The sequence below is a fragment of the Lancefieldella sp. Marseille-Q7238 genome (assembly GCF_949152215.1).
Classification (GTDB): Bacteria; Actinomycetota; Coriobacteriia; order Coriobacteriales; family Atopobiaceae; genus Lancefieldella.
The window spans coordinates 285,572-301,266 of the sequence record NZ_OX424407.1; the positions used below are offsets into that span (position 1 = coordinate 285,572).

Consider the following 15,695-nt stretch of genomic DNA (forward strand, 5'->3'; position numbering starts at 1 on the left):
GCTATGACAGATGTCTCCTATCCGCACAACCTCACCAGCCTCAATGAACTGCGCGCCCAAATTGACGTCATTGACGCTCAGATCTTGGATCTGTTTGTCAGACGCGCCGCCGTTGCTACGGAAATAGGCCTGTATAAACGCACGCGAGGGCTTCCTATAGTCGACCATGACCGCGAACAGCAGAAATTAGATCTCGCAGAGGCTTCTGTTCCCGAACATCTCAAAGCGCCAACAGCCTCTTTGATGCGCGTACTCATGGGTACTGCAAAGTCTCAGGAGAAAACGCCCGATGCCTGAGTCTTCTATCACGTACGGACTTCTTGGACAAAAGCTCGGCCACAGCTGGTCTCCGCAGATTCATCGCATGCTCGGGTCGGCACCCTATGAGCTCATAGAAGCGGCTCCTCAAGATGTAGCGAACATACTCGCGCGCGACACTTGGAGCGGTCTCAATGTAACCATCCCCTACAAGCGACAAGCACTTCTCGCCGCGGACACAGCAAGCGACGCCGCACGGGCGATTGGAGCCGCAAACACCCTTATTAGGCTCAAGCGAGATGGCTCAATCTACGCGGACAACACCGATGCGGCGGGCTTTCTCTGGCTGCTGGAACGCTTTTCACAACGTCAGAACAATCTCTCAGCGTGCGCGTATATCAGTGGCAAAAAAGTGCTGGTGCTTGGCGCTCAGGGAGGCGCCGGGCGGGCGGTCTGCTACGCGCTTCAATCCCTAGGTGCACATAGTATCGGCGTCAGCCGCACAGAAGAGAGCTTCCATCACAACCTTTGTTCTCTCTGGATACCGTACGACCGAATCAAAGACCACAGCGACGCTGCCTTAATTGTCAACTGCACGCCTGTAGGCATGTATCCCAACTGTCCGAAAAGTCCGCTGGCGCCGCAGACGCTTGACGGTTTTACACAACTTGAAGGCGTCATCGACGTAATCTATAACCCGCTCAGAAGCGCTTTGCTACTTGCGACTCTGAAGCGTGGTATTCCCGCTGAAAACGGTCTTGGTATGTTGGTTGCCCAGGCCTGCGCGGCAAGCAGGCTTTTTCTTACGGGTGAGCCGGTGTCCTCTTCTCTTTTTCCTGTCGATTTCATGACGGCCGCCGATTCTATAACGATTGAGGCAATCGAGCAAAGGCTCGTACAGCACCTGCAAAACATCGTACTTATCGGCATGCCCGGAGTCGGCAAAACAAGCGCGGGACAACAACTCGCACGGCTATGTGGGCGTCCCTTTGTTGACATCGACGCCGCTGTTCAAGCCTCAACAGGAAAAACGCCAACACAGATCATACGCGAATCCGGCGAAGAGGCCTTTCGCGCCGCTGAATCAGCCGCGGTCAAAGCAGCTGGCCTTGGCTCAGGCCACATCATCGCCTGCGGCGGCGGTACTGTGGTTACAAGCGTCAATTACGAGGCGCTCAAGCAAAACGGTCACCTGGTGTTTCTCGACCGTCCGATTCACACACTGGACACAAAAAACCGACCTCTTACCGCAGCTCAGGGACTTGAGTCCATTGCGCGAGTACGCATGCCGCTCTATCTCAGCTGGGCCGACACGCTCTTTGCCTGTACGGGTTCTCCGGCGACAGACGCCGCGGCGCTCAAAACACTCTTCTCTCTGTAGATCTTCTCTCTGTAGATCTTTTCTCTATAAACCTTTTTCTGTAGCTCTTCTCTCTGACTCACCATCTTCAGACAGCCCGCCGCTTGCGGATAGCTTCAAGCCTTTCACCTCATATATTGTTCCGTCCACCGAACCGCAAAAGGATACGGGCGTTTCGAGTTCTTCTCGCCGTATACTCTGTGGACGTGGGAGGTCTCTCGCAAAAAATTCCGTATTCGATGCAGGCACGATGGATTTGTTGGGGTCCATCTCAGAAAGGGTACACGATGAATACTCAACAAGTTGCAGAAAACGTTCTTTTTGCTGTCGGAGGCTCTGACAATCTTGTCGACAATGAAGTCTGCATGACGCGCCTGCGTCTGACCGTCAACAATCCCGCGCTCATCGACCATGAGAAGCTCGCGGGCCTGCAGGGCGTGCTTGGCATCGTTGGCCGCGGCGCCAACGGTATCGAAGTCGTCTTTGGACCTAACGTAGCCAGCCAGGTTAATGCTTCCCTAGACGTCTGCTGCAACCACGCCAATCTCTCAGCGAAAATCACGCCAGATGCATCCTTATCCCCTCTCTCAGATGACGAGAATGACGTCGAACAGCTCATTTCTCTTTTGCGCGACGCCGATCTGTCCGCCGATGATCTGTCCCATACCGGCACCTTTAACGTCGATTCCGAGGTAGCCGAGGAGCCGGAGCAAGAAGAAATTGGACCACGCCTTCTGGTAATTAACGGGCCAAACATCAATATGCTGGGCATTCGCGAGCCGGAACTCTACGGAAAACAGGACTATCGCGCGCTCATTAGAATCTGCAAAGAGGAAGCAACGGCTCAAGGCTTTGTCGACTGCGTTTGCTATCAGTCAAACTACGAGGGAGATTTAATCAGCGCTATTCAAGATGCGCTTGGTGCCTATGACGCCATCCTCATCAATCCCGCCGCGTATACTCATACGTCAATCGCCTTGCTTGACGCCGCGAAAGCGGTACAGATTCCCATGGTGGAAGTTCACCTCACCGACATTACCGAGCGAGAAGAATATCGTCGCGTTTCTTATCTGCGCGATGCTTGCATTGCGCTATGCTGCGGCAAAGGATTTGACAGCTATCGGGAGGGCATCGCTATCCTTGCCGAGCGCGTCAAGGAAACCTGCTGAATCAATTTGTCCGAAGAGGCGCGGAACTAGCGCTGCCTGAAGAGGCGCGTGGGACAGAGGCACGCGGAACGGCTGCTACTTGCAGCGCCAGGCTATCGACAATGCCAGACGCGCTGATCGGTCACGACCATATCAACGGCAATGTCATGACTTTCATGCGGAAGCTCATTGCAGCTCAGCTGACGCGTACGAGCAAGCGCTATCTTCTGCCCGGGATAAAATGCCAAAAAACGGTCGTAGTAACCAGCGCCGTAGCCGATGCGGTTACCTTCTCCGTCAAAGATAAGACCCGGCACCAAGCAAATTGAGCCCACGAGCTCCGATGCCTGCAGCGCTGACACTGAAGCGTCAGGTTCGAGAATGCCGAACGAGGTGGTATGGAGCTCTTCCAAAGAGGAAATCTCTACAAACTCAAGGCCCTTCTCGGCAGTGCGGCGAGGAACGGCAACACGCTTACTCTCACAAAAAGCGTCCTCAATAACAGCTCGCGTATCAACTTCCGAGCCTATAGAAACATAGGTAAGCACAAGGTCAGCGTCTTGATAGTCGGGAGCTGCCTGCAGATTGGCCAGGATGCGCGCGTCCAATGTAGCGCGGACACGCTCAGGCGCGGCATCGCGAACAATCTGCTGTCCTTTACGGAGCGCAGTCTTTCCCGCATCTGTTCCACATGTGCTGCCCATGTCACCAACCTTTGTTTGCAATAGCGCTTAGTGGCTATAGCGTATCACTTTTAGCTTTGGCTTCTTCCCGCACTCTTCGCACAGATTGCAAAAAACCAAATGCCTACAATCAATCCTCGCAACCGCTTTATCTCCTGCAATTTCGTACCAATCCATCCTCTGTAAGCACGCTCGAAAAAACCCAAAATGTGGTAAGAATGCACTTGCATCACACACTATATGGGGTAAAGTTAAAAGCCGACCAAGTGTTTCGCTAATCGCTTCTCCGCTGCACTCAAACGCACCGAAGCAGTTACCGCACACACCTACCCAGTGGTCTGAAAAACGAACGTTGTAGTAATTGCTGGAGGCGGTAGGAAAGAGGAGTTCCCACCCATGCGTCTCCGGCCCTAGGCAGCGCCCGTCATCGGAGCTGCAAAAGAGGAGTGTGTTATGCAAGTAGGCGCAGAAGTTGTCCTCACAGAAGACCAATCTATCGCGTGGCGCGGCTTTACCCACGGTAACTGGAACCACGCTATTGATGTCCGCGATTTCATCCAGAAAAACTATACCCCCTACGAGGGTGACGAGTCATTTTTGGCAGGTCCCACCGAGGCTACCACCAAGCTTTGGACTGACGTTATGAATCTCTTTGCTCAGGAGACAGCCAACGGCGGGGTCATTGATATGGATACCAAAGTGGTCTCCACTATCACCTCACACAAGGCCGGCTACATCGATCAATCACTCGAGAAGATTGTTGGTCTTCAGACGGATAAACCGCTGAAGCGCGCTCTTATGGTCGACGGCGGTATCCGCATGGCCGTAGCTGCCTGCAAGGCCTACGGTTACGAGGTCGATCCTGAGATTGTTGACTTCTATACCAACCGCCGCAAGACCCATAACGCCGGCGTCTTTGACGTCTACACAGATGAGATGCGCGCTTGTCGCCACTCCCACATCATCACCGGTCTTCCCGACGCCTACGGTCGCGGTCGCATCATCGGTGACTACCGTCGCGTAGCGCTCTATGGCGTCGACGCCCTCATTGAGGAGAAGAAGGCTGAAAAAGCCGGTACACATAAGACCATGGACGAGAAGACCATCCGCCACCGCGAAGAACTTGCCGAGCAGGCTCGCGCCCTCGGCGAGCTGAAGAAACTCGGCGAGATTTACGGCTTGGAGCTTGGACGTCCTGCTCGCAACTTCCAGGAAGCGGTTCAGTGGCTCTACATGGGCTACCTTGCCTCGGTTAAAGAGCAAAACGGCGCTGCGATGTCTATCGGTCGCAATACTACCTTCCTCGATATCTATGCTGAGCGTGACCTCGCCGAGGGTACCTTCACCGAGTCCGAGATCCAGGAATTCGTTGACCATTTGGTCATGAAGCTGCGCATGGTGAAGTTTGCGCGTACTCCCGAGTACAACGAGCTTTTCTCAGGCGATCCTCAGTGGGTCACTGAGTCCATCGGTGGCATGGGCGTAGACGGCCGCTCGCAGGTCACCAAGTCCGCCTTCCGCTGGCTTCATACCCTTGAGAACATGGGCACCAGCCCCGAGCCAAACCTCACCGTGCTCTGGTCGGTCCGCCTGCCTGAGAACTTCAAGCGCTACTGCGCCAAGATCTCCATCACCACCAGCTCCATCCAGTACGAGAACGACGACCTCATGCGCGTCTACCACGGCGACGACTACGCCATCGCCTGCTGCGTGAGCTCCATGCGCATCGGTAAAGAGATGCAGTTCTTCGGCGCCCGCGCCAATCTCGCAAAATGCCTGCTCTACGCCATCAACGGCGGCCGTGACGAGAAGAGCGGCGAGCAGATCGGCCCTAAGTTCTGCCCGGTCGAAGGAGACTACCTCGGCTTTGATGACGTCATGGACAAGTATCTGGACATGATGAACTGGCTCGCAGGCGTCTACGTCAATACCCTGAACGCCATCCACTACATGCACGATAAGTACAGCTATGAGCGCATCCAGATGGCGCTTCACGATGAGCACGTGCACCGCTGGTTCGCCACCGGTATCGCAGGCCTTTCCGTCGTCGCCGATTCGCTCTCCGCTATCAAATACGCCAAGGTCAAGGCCATCAGGAATGATGACGGACTGGTCGTTGACTATGAGATCGAGGGCGACTTCCCCAAGTACGGCAACGATGACGACCGCGTGGACAGCATCGCCCACGACATCGTCGAGGTCTTCATGAAGTTCGTGCGCGAGACCGGTACCTACCGCGATTCCGTGCCCACCACCTCGATTTTGACCATCACCTCAAACGTGGTCTACGGCAAGGCGACCGGCAATACCCCTGACGGCCGTCGTGCCGGCGCTCCATTCGCACCCGGTGCCAACCCCATGCATCGCCGAGATACGCATGGCGCTGTGGCCTCGCTTGCCTCCGTGGCAAAGCTGCCCTTCGGCGACGCGCAGGACGGCATCTCCAACACGTTCTCCATCATCCCGAACGCGCTTGGCAAGGGCAACGACATCCTCTTCCACGAGGATGAGCTCAATCTTGAGGGCACAGGGATCGACTTCTCCGATCTTGACCTCTCGTCCGTCGCCATTGAAAATACCGTTGATTGCGCCTGCGAAGCGGATGCTTCCGCTCCCGAAGGCGCTGAGGACCGTTCATAACAACCTGGCGAGAAGCGCGCGCTTCTCGCCGCATATCTAACAAGGAGATCTGACCATGAAAGCAAACGAGGTAGCACCTGAGCAGGTAGACAATCTTGTCAGCATGATCGATGGCTATGCCGAGAAGGGCGGCCACCATCTTAACGTCAACGTATTCACCAAGGAGACGTTGCTTGACGCCCAGGCACATCCGGAGAAATATCCGCAGCTCACCATCCGCGTATCCGGCTATGCCGTCAAGTTCAACTCACTCACCAAAGAGCAGCAGGATGACGTCATTTCCCGCACCTTCCACGAGGCGCTCTAAGAGTTCACGCCATCCTATGAGCAGTCAGGAAGAACAACAGGAACTACCTGCTCTCGAACGGAAACAGTCCGCTTTCGAACAGGAAAGGACTGCTCCCGATCTCAAGTTGGGTGAACAAACCGCAGATCAGGACCCGCTCACCACGCGTGGGCGGGTCCACTCTATTGAGACGTTCGGCACCGTCGACGGCCCGGGCACGCGCCTGGTGGTCTTCATGCAGGGCTGCCCCATGCGCTGCGCCTACTGCCACAATCCCGATACCTGGAAGTTTGGCATCGGTCACGAGAAGAGCGTGGCGGATATATTGGAGCTCTACGATCGCAATCGCCCCTTCTATCGAAAAGGCGGCATCACAGCCACGGGCGGAGAGCCGCTGGCACAGCCCGAGTTTGTCGGCGCTCTTTTTGCCGCCGCCCACAGCGATCCCAAGGGATCCATCCATACCTGCCTTGACACGTCCGGAATCTCGTTCGACCCGCAGCACCCGGAGCGCTTTGAGCAGCTCCTTGCCAACACTGATCTGGCGCTTCTCGACATCAAGCATTCGGATCCTCGGGGACACCGGAACCTCTGCGAGGTGGGTCCCGAAAGACCCCTCGCCTTCGGCGATGAGCTGGCACGGCGCAACATCCCCGTGATCATTCGTCATGTGGTGGTGCCCGGTATCACGGACTCGCCCGAGGAGCTTGCCGGCGTTGGCCGTATCATCGCTCACTGGGACAACGTCATCGGGCTTGACGTGCTCCCCTATCACACCATGGGCACCAAGAAGTACGAAGAGCTGGGCATCCCCTATCGTCTTGCCGACACGCCCGCCATGGATCCCAAGAAGGTCCCCGAACTTCGCCGGCAGATCCTCGCTGCACGCGCCCTTGAGCGCAAACGCCTGGGTAACTGAGCTTCTTTGCTGCTTCTCTGTCCTCGCCGTTTTCAAATCTGCAGCTTGATCACACTTCCGTACCTCCACGATCCAAGATCTTCTCGCCGTTTTCAGAAATCTGCTAAAGAATGGTCTACGGTTGGTGGATTTGAGCCTCAGAGAAGGCTTTAGAAGGCCAAAACCCACCAACCGTTCACGATTTCTTAGCGCGACCCACCAACTGTAAGCAATTTCTTAGCAGATTTTGAAAGCAAGAAGAGCAAGAAGGATCGGAACGAGAGATTGCTCCATCAGGATCTTCACCTGACCGTTAAACAAAAGTCACAGCAATCTCCGCCGAGCCCCAGCGTCTTTGTTCTGCCCCAGTGAAGCTTGGGGTGCATATTTCCATAACAAATATCATCCGTCCTGCAAAAGCCTTGCACGATTTCAGAACAGCCATGCCGGACACAAATATCCTGATAAGGACAGATCAGCATATCAAACCTCATTTCATTTTTATCCGCTCGAAGCCATCTGGCCTTAAAGCCGGCTTTTTCGCCGAAGAAATTTTTTGTCATTTTGGCGAAAAATCGAGGTACGAGACGGTACAGAGCGGGTATTCGGAGGAGGATACGAATAGCTTCTCCTGCCGGTTTGCTTTGTTCCTCATGAAAGGTATTCAGAATACTTGCCACGGTTTCTCTTCCTACGTTTTCCTCCAGCATTGCCTGAAAGACGGCAATGGCCGGGTAGATGCGCTTCCTTGTGTGCACTTGCACTTCTTTTGGCTCTTCTGCGTTTTCTTCACAAAGCCGGCTATATTTCTCCCGGGCTTTCTTTAGTATTCTGTCCGCCTTATCTTTCCCAAACTCCTTGTACACAACGGGTGTGAGTTTCCTTATGTATCCGCTATATGCCACTGTGATCCGCCTCCTTACAGTGCCGATAGGTTTATCCTGTGATCACAGCAAATTTCCATAGATACGGTTTACTCGTATCATTTGCACGCCTGCCCTCCGCTCAGCCGCCAGCCGATAGCTTGTTGGCGAATATTCACGAAGTTTCTGTATAGCCCATCCTGAGCCAGAAGTTCCTTGTGCGTACCGCGCTGGACGATACCGCCCTTGTCCAGGACCACTATCTGGTCCGCAGTCCGGACGGTAGACAGGCGGTGAGCGATCATCAGCAGCGTCTTACCGCGGGTCAGTTCTATGATCGCCTTTTGCAGTTCCTGTTCATTCTCCGGATCCACGCTGGCGGTAGCCTCGTCCAGAATAACGATCGGCGCATCCTTCAAAAGTGCACGAGCGATAGATATCCTCTGTTTTTCACCGCCGGACAGATTTGCGCCGCCCTCTCCCACTCTTGTCTCGTATCCGTCGGGAAGTGCCATGATAAATTCATGGCAACAGGCCTTCTTGGCCACTTTGATCACATCTTCCTTTGATGCTTCCGGTCTTCCGAAACGGATATTGTTCTCAATAGTGTCTTCAAAAAGATAGACGTTCTGAAATACGATAGAGAAATTGCGCAAAAGGCTGTCTGAACTGTATTCCCGGATATCGTGTCCGCCCAGCAGAACCTGACCTCCATCCACATCCCAGAATCTGGCGATCAGACTGCAAAGTGTGGTTTTTCCGGAACCAGACGGCCCCACAATAGCGCAGGAGGAACCTTCCAAAACCGTGAAAGTTATGTCTTTCAGGACCTCTTTTTCTCCATATCCGAAAGAAACGCCTTTGACCTCGATATCGTACCGGGTAGGAATCATGTCTTTGCCGCGCTCATCCAGTGTCGGGATATCCATGATCTCCTCCATTCGATCCAGGGAAGCGTCCACCACCCTGGCAACGGAAGACATGCTCCCTGCCACCTCCACAGCGGAATAGATCATAAAACTGGACACTAAGAGCAGAAGACATTTTTCTGTTGTGATCGTTCCTCCAAGCAGCAAATACGGTGCAAAAGCAAGGATCGCTGCGCGGGCAAACTTGAATACCGTCTGATAGAGCGCCGTCATAGAGGAAAAGGACTTTTCCAGTTCGATATTAGCCGCAGCACTCTCTTCGATAGCAGCGTCAATCACGTTTGCCGCATATCCACCCAGCCCGAACGCCTTAACTACGCCCATGCCCTGGATGTACTCCAGCACTGCCGTGACAAGCCCGGCCTGTGCCGCCTGTCGACGGGGAGAATGCTTTTTTCCCACCTGCTGGATCCTGCCATATATCAGAAGTGCCACACCAAGACCTGCAAGGGACAGTAGTCCTACTCGCCATTCGTAAAAGAGGAGCCACAGCGTGATCACTATGGCATGGATCAGGCCACCGGCAACAGACTCCATAATAGTGACGGCATTGGCTTCAATATCTCCCAGAGTTGTTGTAACAGCCGCTGTGATATCTCCCAACCGATGCTCACTGAAATATCCCATAGGTGCGCTTTTTAAGCGTTCTCCGATGGTAAGGCGTTTCTTTGTACAGACGGCAAAGCTTCCCAAGGTACGGGCATTGGTAGACAGATTGATGAAAATAATGCGCCCGATCACGCTGATCGCCATGATGGTAAAGGATTTCCATACCATATCCGGCGACGCGAGCTGTCCCCTCTGCCCAGCCAGGATCCCTGTCAGCACGGTCAGGATCGCCAGAATGGGAATCATTTCAAATATGGAACTGATCATATGGAAGAGAAAAGAGCGGAGCAGTCGTCCTTTTTGCTCGCCTGAAAATTGCAGCAACCGTTTGAATAAAGCAATCACAGCCATTCTTCCTCTCTGCGGTCTCTCGCTCCTGCGTGCGCCTGCCACAGTACCTGATAGAGCGGACTTGTCTCCAACAATTCAGCATGCTTTCCTTCAGCAACGACCCTTCCCTGGTCGATCACAAGAATCTTATCCGCCGCTGTGATCGTAGACAGTCGATGAGCGATAACGATCAGCGTTTTTCCTGCCACAAGTTCAGCGATAGAGGCTTGGATAAGTGCCTCGTTCTCCGGATCGGCAAAGGCTGTAGCCTCATCAAGCACCACGACTGGGCTGTTTTTTAATATCGCTCTGGCAATAGCGATCCGCTGACGTTCACCACCCGACAGGTGGCTGCCGCCGTCTCCGGCTAACGTGTCGTACCCCTGTGGCAGTTCCAGAATAAACTCATGACAGCATGCTCTTCTCGCTGCCTCCTCTACCTCCGCATCCGTCGCGTCCGGTTTCCCGAAGCGTATGTTTTCCCGTATGGAAAGGTGGAACAGAAAATTGTCCTGAGAGACATAGGAAACTGTCTCCATGACCTGTGAGAGAGGGATTTTTCGTACATCTGTACCCCCAAGCGTAACGCTGCCGCTGTCCGTATCCCAGAAGGAAGCGATAAGACGGGCGATCGTTGATTTTCCCGAACCAGAAGGTCCGACGATCGCAGTCATCCCGTTAGCTACGCAGGAGAAAGATATTCGGTGAAGGACTTCTTTCTCATGATAGCTGAAGCTGACAGTTTGAAGTGCCACTTCGCAATCGGTAAGAGGCACGGCTCTCTGCGGCCGGTCCATCTCTTTTAAGTCCAGAAGACCGCCGATCTCCTGCACCGTTGCGTCTACCATGGCAAGACTGTCGGTGTATTGCAGCGCCTGAATGAGCGGTTTCACCAGTCCAAGCGCCAGAATGATGCAGGAGACCAGAGTTCCGGCATCAAGCCGTTCGTTCAGATACTGCCAGCTGCCCAGAGGCAGCACGCCTAAAAGGCAGGAAGGCATAACGGCCATTCCCGCCACATAAAAGCCATTGGTCTTGCGAAACCAATCCGCTTTTGATCGTTCGCTCTCCTGGACCGCATCTGCATATTTGCGGTATGAGGTTTCTCCCTGGCGAAAAGTCTTGATTACCTGTATCCCCCCAATATATTCCACCATGGCAGCGTCCATATTTTTGTTGGCGAGAAGAACGCGCCCGTATCGCGCCTCATAGTCTTTCATCATGCCCATATAGCAAAAAAGCCCCACAGGAATCGTGGCAAGAGAAATCAGAGCAACGCTCCAATCCAGCACAAACAGGTAGACCAGCATCAACACCGGAATCAGTGTGTTGGCCGTAAGCTCCGGCACCATGTGAGCCAGCGGTAGTTCCAGCTTTTCAACCGTATCAACCAGCATGGCCTTGTATTTGCCGGAAGGCATGTCCAGGACTGTCCCCATGGGGACACGTGACAGCTTGGCCGAGATCGCTTTACGGATGCTTTTAAGCACCGTAAATGCAGCCCGATGCGATCGAATGGTGGAAAACGTATTCAACCAGAGTGATGCCAGATAGCCGAGAAGAGCCACAAGAGACAGCAAGAGGATCTGATCGAAAACATATTGTCCATTGATGATTTCCGCTATCATCCGGGAAACAGCAATATAGGGCACTATGCCGCATAAGGCTCCCAGTACAGCCAGCACAACTGCACTTACCAGCAACCCCCGGCAGGGTCTTGCAAACTCCAGCAGTCTTTGAATCGTTCCTCTCTCTGATGTATTCATACCGTTTTTTACCCTCCATTCTCCACCTTGCATCTTCTGCCTTGCAGGATCTGCTCCGCCTTTTCCCGCTCCGCTCCTGTGAGATCAGCACTGATCCTTCCTTCGGACAGGATCAGGATCCGAGAACAGATCGTTTTCATAAATTCCACGTCATGTGTGATGATCAGAAGGATCTTTCCGCGCCTTGACAACTCCTGTGCCAGACGTCCGACCTCTTGCATACCGGCAAGGTCAAGCCCGCTGGTCGGCTCGTCAAAAATCAGCATATCTTTTTCGCAAATCAGACTTACTGCCACGGCAAGCCGCTGCTTCTGACCTCCGGAGAGGGAGAGCGGATGTCTTTCTCGATACGCATCCAGTTTCATAAGTTTCAGAGCACTTTCGATCTGCTCCTCATCCGGATTCTTTGCACCCAGACGGCATTCCTCCAGGACGCTGTCAGTAAAGAGCTGATGACCTACATCCTGCATAACCATATAGGATCGCTGTTTTCTTTTTTTCGTAGAAAGAAGCTCTCCGTTGATGGAAACGCTTCCGGCTCCTTCTTTTTGCAAACCGCAAATCACACGGGCCAGAGTCGTCTTTCCCACGCCATTCGCACCGGCGATAGCGATGATCTCTCCGCCCTTTGCATAAAAGGAAAGTTCCTGTAGCACCTGTCTGTCTCCAAGGCATACGGAAAGCCGATCCACTTTTAAAGTACTTTCGGATGCCGCTGGCTGTATGCTCTCTAAGTCGACCTTTTTCAATTCTCGGCAGCGCAAGCCCATCGCTTTGATCTCCGCAGAAGGAAGAGACCGGAATTCTGCTATATCCATGTTTCGCTTGATCTGTCCGTCCTGCAGATACACGACTCTATCTGCTAATTCCATCAGATACCAGAGCCGATGCTCCGCAATAATGATGGTCTTTCCGGCTGTCTTTGCCTGTGCGATCAAACCCATAAGCTCACGGACAGCCGCAGCATCAAGATTGGAAGAAGGCTCGTCCAGAACCAGAATTTCCGGATCGGAGGCGTAAACGGAAGAAAAAGCGACCTTCTGTTTTTCTCCGCCTGAGAGAGCAAAGATGCTGCGTTCGCGCAGTTCTTCCAGATGCAGTTCCTTCGTGAGTTCTGTAAGACGCTCCCTCATCTGTTCTTTTGGCATAGCTCGATTTTCCAGCCCAAATACCAGCTCACTGTCCGTATCAGTATTGAAAAACTGTGTCCGGGGATTCTGAAAAACGGTTCCAACCAGATCAGATAATTCCGCTATTTCCGTATAAGCTGGATTAAGACCCGCAACCTGAACGGTTCCGGAATGCTTACCCGAATAAAAATGAGGGATCAGGCCGTTGATGATCCGAGTCAACGTAGTCTTTCCGCAGCCCGATGCTCCGCAGAGCAAGACGCATTCGCCCTTTCGAATATGTAAAGAAATACTTTGGATCGATCCCTCCCCTTCAGAGGTATAGGACCATGATGTCTTTTCAAAACGTATCAAATCACATTACCCCCAAGGAAGGAGCCATGACCATCAACGCAATGACCCCGGTATAGATCAGCCATATAAGGATGTCGCAGATTGTAAAATGGATCTCCTCAAAACAGCTCCGTTCACCCACGTGATCGATACCGCGTGTGATCGCCGCTTGAGAGATTTCATCCGAAATCCGGGATGCAGAGACCAGCATGGGAACATAGACATATTCCATGGTTCGCAGCGGATGCAGCAGCATTCCTCCTATGGAGGCAGAGATTCCCCTGAGCGCCATGGCATCCCGGATAGAGCGCCATTCCTCGCCCATGGTTGGAAAGTAACGGAGCGTTATTGAGAGTGCAATAGTAAAGCCCTTTGGCAAACGGAAACGGCTGATCCCTGCCAGAAAACTGCTCACTTTTGTGGTAGAGATCAGGTAAGTTCCCAGCATAAAGCAAGGGATCAGCTTTCGGATGTAAACGGCAAACATGTACACGATTCCCCCGACTGTCACCGGAAGATGTTGGATCAGAATCAACTGAACCAAAAGCAGGACAATAAACAATGCAGCATATCGAAGAACTTTTTTACTTTCCTTAGCCAGAAAACAAAGGACCAGAGGAATTGATACAAAAACATCCTCCACAATGAGACTTCCATTCAGAAAGACAGAAACACTTGTCACCGCAAGGATCAAAAGTTTTGTTCGTGGATCCGGTTTCATTTACACAATTCCCGCCTTTTCAAAGTGCTTTTTCAACAGGCTCCGGCCAATCAGACCTCCGATCAGCGCAAACAAGATCGTGACAACTGCCATTAACGGAACAGCCCACCAATTTGCCCCAATGGAGTGGATCGCATCAGAAAATGCCTCAAAGTTGCCCTTGTTCTGCATAAAAGCGTCAAATTGCGCCGGCATGATAACCATAGGGACGTATGCCCCCATGGGAGACAATGACATTACGCAATAGGCAATAAGATTTTTCCGAAAGGACCGGAACTGACCGGATGCGCAGATCAGATCAGCCAAAAAACCGAAAACAACAAAAAACGCCGACATCATCCAGAACATTCCCGTCACAAAGAGCAAAATGCCGCCAATGACGCCAAGAGTAGTAAGAGCCCATCGCTTCGGGATCTTAGCAACGTAAAGCATGAAGATCGTTCCAGTAAAAAGAGCTACCACCGGCGGCATAAATGGAAATGTCACCGGTGTCATCTGTACGATGCCGCCGATCACAAAAGCAACGGCAGCATAGATAAGAGAAAATACACCCACAGAGATGAAATCTCTTGTCTGCATTTTTGTGTTTATCGGCTGAGAAACCATAGTAGTAATCCTTTGTTAGACACTGCTCTTCTCGTCGTAAAAACAACGATATGAAGCGCGTTATTCCGCCTTGAATCGTTGTGATCTGATGCTTACTGAATGCGCAAGAGACCCTCCCATCCGGCATTGAAGAAAGTTGCCAGTTCCTCTATGTATCTGATTGCCCGTTCCTTTGGCATGTCATGTACAACAGTTTCAAACACTGCCGTAAAATAAGCGCTGGTAATCATATGATGTAATTCCCGACTGGCGTCTCCCTTTAACTTTCCACGCTCTCGAAGAGCAGAAAAGTATTGTTCTGACCGGACAACATCCAGTTCCACCAAATCATGCACATAGTTTTCGTATTTTGTCCCGTCCGCACAGCACAGTACCAGCTTGAATGCATCGAAATGCTCATAAATATATTCAACGAAATAACGCAGATACTGCGTGGATAAATCTCGACTCCGGCTGGCTTTATCCGCCGGGATCAAGTCAAAATGAGCTTCCTGAGCCGCTTTGAACTTCTCGATCAATCCATCCGCTGCCTCAGAAACCAAATCCTCAAACAACGCAGCTTTATCAGGGTAGTAGCCATAGAACGCACCTTTCGTAAACCCAGCCTCAGCTACGATATGGTTCAGAGAAGCATCCTTGAATCCTTTTCTTAGAAACTCCTTCTTTCCTACCTCTTGTATTTTCTTTTTTGTGTCAGAGCTTTCCATTACTTCCTTCCTTTTTAAGCCGGTATATACCATTGGTATATACCGGTAGTATATTAGCCTGTGCCTTGAGCTCTGTCAAGAGAGGATTGCTGCCGGTATTCGCGATACTTGCTTTCCGCGAATACCTTTCCGCTTCAAAATCCTTCCTTCTCGCTTTTTCTAAAATCTGCTAAGGAATGGTCTACGGTTGGTGGATTTGAGCCTCAGAGAAGGCTTCAGAAGGCCAAAACCCACCAACTGCTCGTACTGTGTGCTCAGCGCTCTTCATCACCTTCTGCGCTCATTGCATCTACAGCGCAGTCAAACACCCTCTGGCTTCATCTTTGATTGCCTGCTCCATATCAGCGGTACTTATATATCTCCCCCTCTATCCAAGGTACTTCTCGGTACGGGATTTCAACAGCTCTTTAATCCGCTTTCTCCCCATG

14 protein-coding genes are annotated in these 15,695 nt (G+C 52.4%); 6 read left to right on the plus strand and 8 right to left on the minus strand.

The features are described from left to right. Nucleotides 1-3 precede the first annotated feature (3 nt). From QM016_RS01320 to QM016_RS01330, 3 genes are all read left to right on the plus strand, one after another. Nucleotides 4-297 (plus strand): chorismate mutase, encoded by a 294-nt coding sequence (locus tag QM016_RS01320; RefSeq protein WP_282709889.1) that lies wholly within the window; start codon nt 4-6, stop codon nt 295-297. Continuing rightward, nucleotides 290-1,639 (plus strand): shikimate kinase, encoded by a 1,350-nt coding sequence (locus tag QM016_RS01325; RefSeq protein WP_282709890.1) that lies wholly within the window; start codon nt 290-292, stop codon nt 1,637-1,639. The genes QM016_RS01320 and QM016_RS01325 overlap by 8 nt, the downstream gene beginning before the upstream one ends. A gap of 266 nt (nt 1,640-1,905) precedes the next feature. Then, nucleotides 1,906-2,787: a type II 3-dehydroquinate dehydratase gene (locus QM016_RS01330; protein WP_282709892.1), complete on the plus strand. Its 882-nt coding sequence runs from the start codon at nt 1,906-1,908 to the stop codon at nt 2,785-2,787. 92 nt (nt 2,788-2,879) lie between these two features. Here QM016_RS01330 and QM016_RS01335 read toward each other — a convergent pair whose 3' ends face one another. Next, nucleotides 2,880-3,470: a 5-formyltetrahydrofolate cyclo-ligase gene (locus QM016_RS01335; protein ID WP_282709893.1), complete on the minus strand. Its 591-nt coding sequence runs from the start codon at nt 3,468-3,470 to the stop codon at nt 2,880-2,882. A 432-nt stretch (nt 3,471-3,902) separates the two neighbouring features. On the opposite strand from QM016_RS01335, the gene pflB reads away from it, so the two are divergent. The 3 genes from pflB to pflA all read left to right on the plus strand — a co-directional run bounded on the left by pflB (nt 3,903) and on the right by pflA (nt 7,294). Beyond that, nucleotides 3,903-6,089 (plus strand): formate C-acetyltransferase, encoded by a 2,187-nt coding sequence (gene pflB / locus QM016_RS01340; RefSeq protein WP_282709894.1) that lies wholly within the window; start codon nt 3,903-3,905, stop codon nt 6,087-6,089. A 55-nt stretch (nt 6,090-6,144) separates the two neighbouring features. Further along, nucleotides 6,145-6,396, plus strand: a complete 252-nt coding sequence (gene grcA3 / locus QM016_RS01345; RefSeq protein ID WP_016476927.1) for an autonomous glycyl radical cofactor GrcA3 — start codon at nt 6,145-6,147, stop codon at nt 6,394-6,396. Nucleotides 6,397-6,502: 106 nt separating this feature from the next. Next, nucleotides 6,503-7,294: a pyruvate formate-lyase-activating protein gene (gene pflA, locus QM016_RS01350; protein ID WP_282711438.1), complete on the plus strand. Its 792-nt coding sequence runs from the start codon at nt 6,503-6,505 to the stop codon at nt 7,292-7,294. Between the two features lie 281 nt (nt 7,295-7,575). On the opposite strand, the gene QM016_RS01355 is transcribed toward pflA, so the two are convergent. From QM016_RS01355 to QM016_RS01385, 7 genes are all read right to left on the minus strand, one after another. After that, the gene (locus tag QM016_RS01355; RefSeq protein WP_282709895.1) at nt 7,576-8,178 is read right to left on the minus strand and encodes an L-2-amino-thiazoline-4-carboxylic acid hydrolase; all 603 of its coding nucleotides are present in this window, start codon (nt 8,176-8,178) and stop codon (nt 7,576-7,578) included. A 77-nt stretch (nt 8,179-8,255) separates the two neighbouring features. Next, complete coding sequence (locus tag QM016_RS01360) at nt 8,256-10,025, minus strand: ABC transporter ATP-binding protein (protein ID WP_282709896.1); 1,770 nt, start codon at nt 10,023-10,025, stop codon at nt 8,256-8,258. Beyond that, nucleotides 10,016-11,770 carry an ABC transporter ATP-binding protein gene (locus QM016_RS01365; RefSeq protein ID WP_282709897.1) on the minus strand — a complete coding sequence of 585 codons (1,755 nt, stop codon included), beginning with the start codon at nt 11,768-11,770 and terminating at the stop codon, nt 10,016-10,018. Before QM016_RS01365 ends, QM016_RS01360 begins: the two co-directional genes overlap by 10 nt. 8 nt (nt 11,771-11,778) lie before the next feature. Next, on the minus strand, nt 11,779-13,254 hold the full coding sequence (locus tag QM016_RS01370) for an energy-coupling factor ABC transporter ATP-binding protein (protein WP_282709898.1): 1,476 nt from the start codon (nt 13,252-13,254) through the stop codon (nt 11,779-11,781). Between the two features lies 1 nt (nt 13,255). Further along, the gene (locus QM016_RS01375; protein WP_016476921.1) at nt 13,256-13,954 is read right to left on the minus strand and encodes an energy-coupling factor transporter transmembrane component T; all 699 of its coding nucleotides are present in this window, start codon (nt 13,952-13,954) and stop codon (nt 13,256-13,258) included. Next, the gene (locus tag QM016_RS01380; RefSeq protein ID WP_282709899.1) at nt 13,955-14,560 is read right to left on the minus strand and encodes an MptD family putative ECF transporter S component; all 606 of its coding nucleotides are present in this window, start codon (nt 14,558-14,560) and stop codon (nt 13,955-13,957) included. A 92-nt stretch (nt 14,561-14,652) separates the two neighbouring features. Beyond that, nucleotides 14,653-15,267 (minus strand): TetR/AcrR family transcriptional regulator, encoded by a 615-nt coding sequence (locus QM016_RS01385; RefSeq protein ID WP_016476919.1) that lies wholly within the window; start codon nt 15,265-15,267, stop codon nt 14,653-14,655. Nucleotides 15,268-15,695: the final 428 nt, after the last annotated feature.

Bases quoted from the DNA above. Each gene is read 5' to 3' on its own strand.
- QM016_RS01320 (WP_282709889.1), top strand. From the start codon at position 4: ATGACAGATGTCTCCTATCCGCACAACCTCACCAGCCTCAATGAACTG.
- QM016_RS01325 (WP_282709890.1), top strand. From the start codon at position 290: ATGCCTGAGTCTTCTATCACGTACGGACTTCTTGGACAAAAGCTCGGC.
- QM016_RS01330 (WP_282709892.1), top strand. From the start codon at position 1,906: ATGAATACTCAACAAGTTGCAGAAAACGTTCTTTTTGCTGTCGGAGGC.
- QM016_RS01335 (WP_282709893.1), bottom strand. From the start codon at position 3,470: ATGGGCAGCACATGTGGAACAGATGCGGGAAAGACTGCGCTCCGTAAA.
- pflB (WP_282709894.1), top strand. From the start codon at position 3,903: ATGCAAGTAGGCGCAGAAGTTGTCCTCACAGAAGACCAATCTATCGCG.
- grcA3 (WP_016476927.1), top strand. From the start codon at position 6,145: ATGAAAGCAAACGAGGTAGCACCTGAGCAGGTAGACAATCTTGTCAGC.
- QM016_RS01360 (WP_282709896.1), bottom strand. From the start codon at position 10,025: ATGGCTGTGATTGCTTTATTCAAACGGTTGCTGCAATTTTCAGGCGAG.
- QM016_RS01365 (WP_282709897.1), bottom strand. From the start codon at position 11,770: ATGAATACATCAGAGAGAGGAACGATTCAAAGACTGCTGGAGTTTGCA.
- QM016_RS01375 (WP_016476921.1), bottom strand. From the start codon at position 13,954: ATGAAACCGGATCCACGAACAAAACTTTTGATCCTTGCGGTGACAAGT.
- QM016_RS01380 (WP_282709899.1), bottom strand. From the start codon at position 14,560: ATGGTTTCTCAGCCGATAAACACAAAAATGCAGACAAGAGATTTCATC.
- QM016_RS01385 (WP_016476919.1), bottom strand. From the start codon at position 15,267: ATGGAAAGCTCTGACACAAAAAAGAAAATACAAGAGGTAGGAAAGAAG.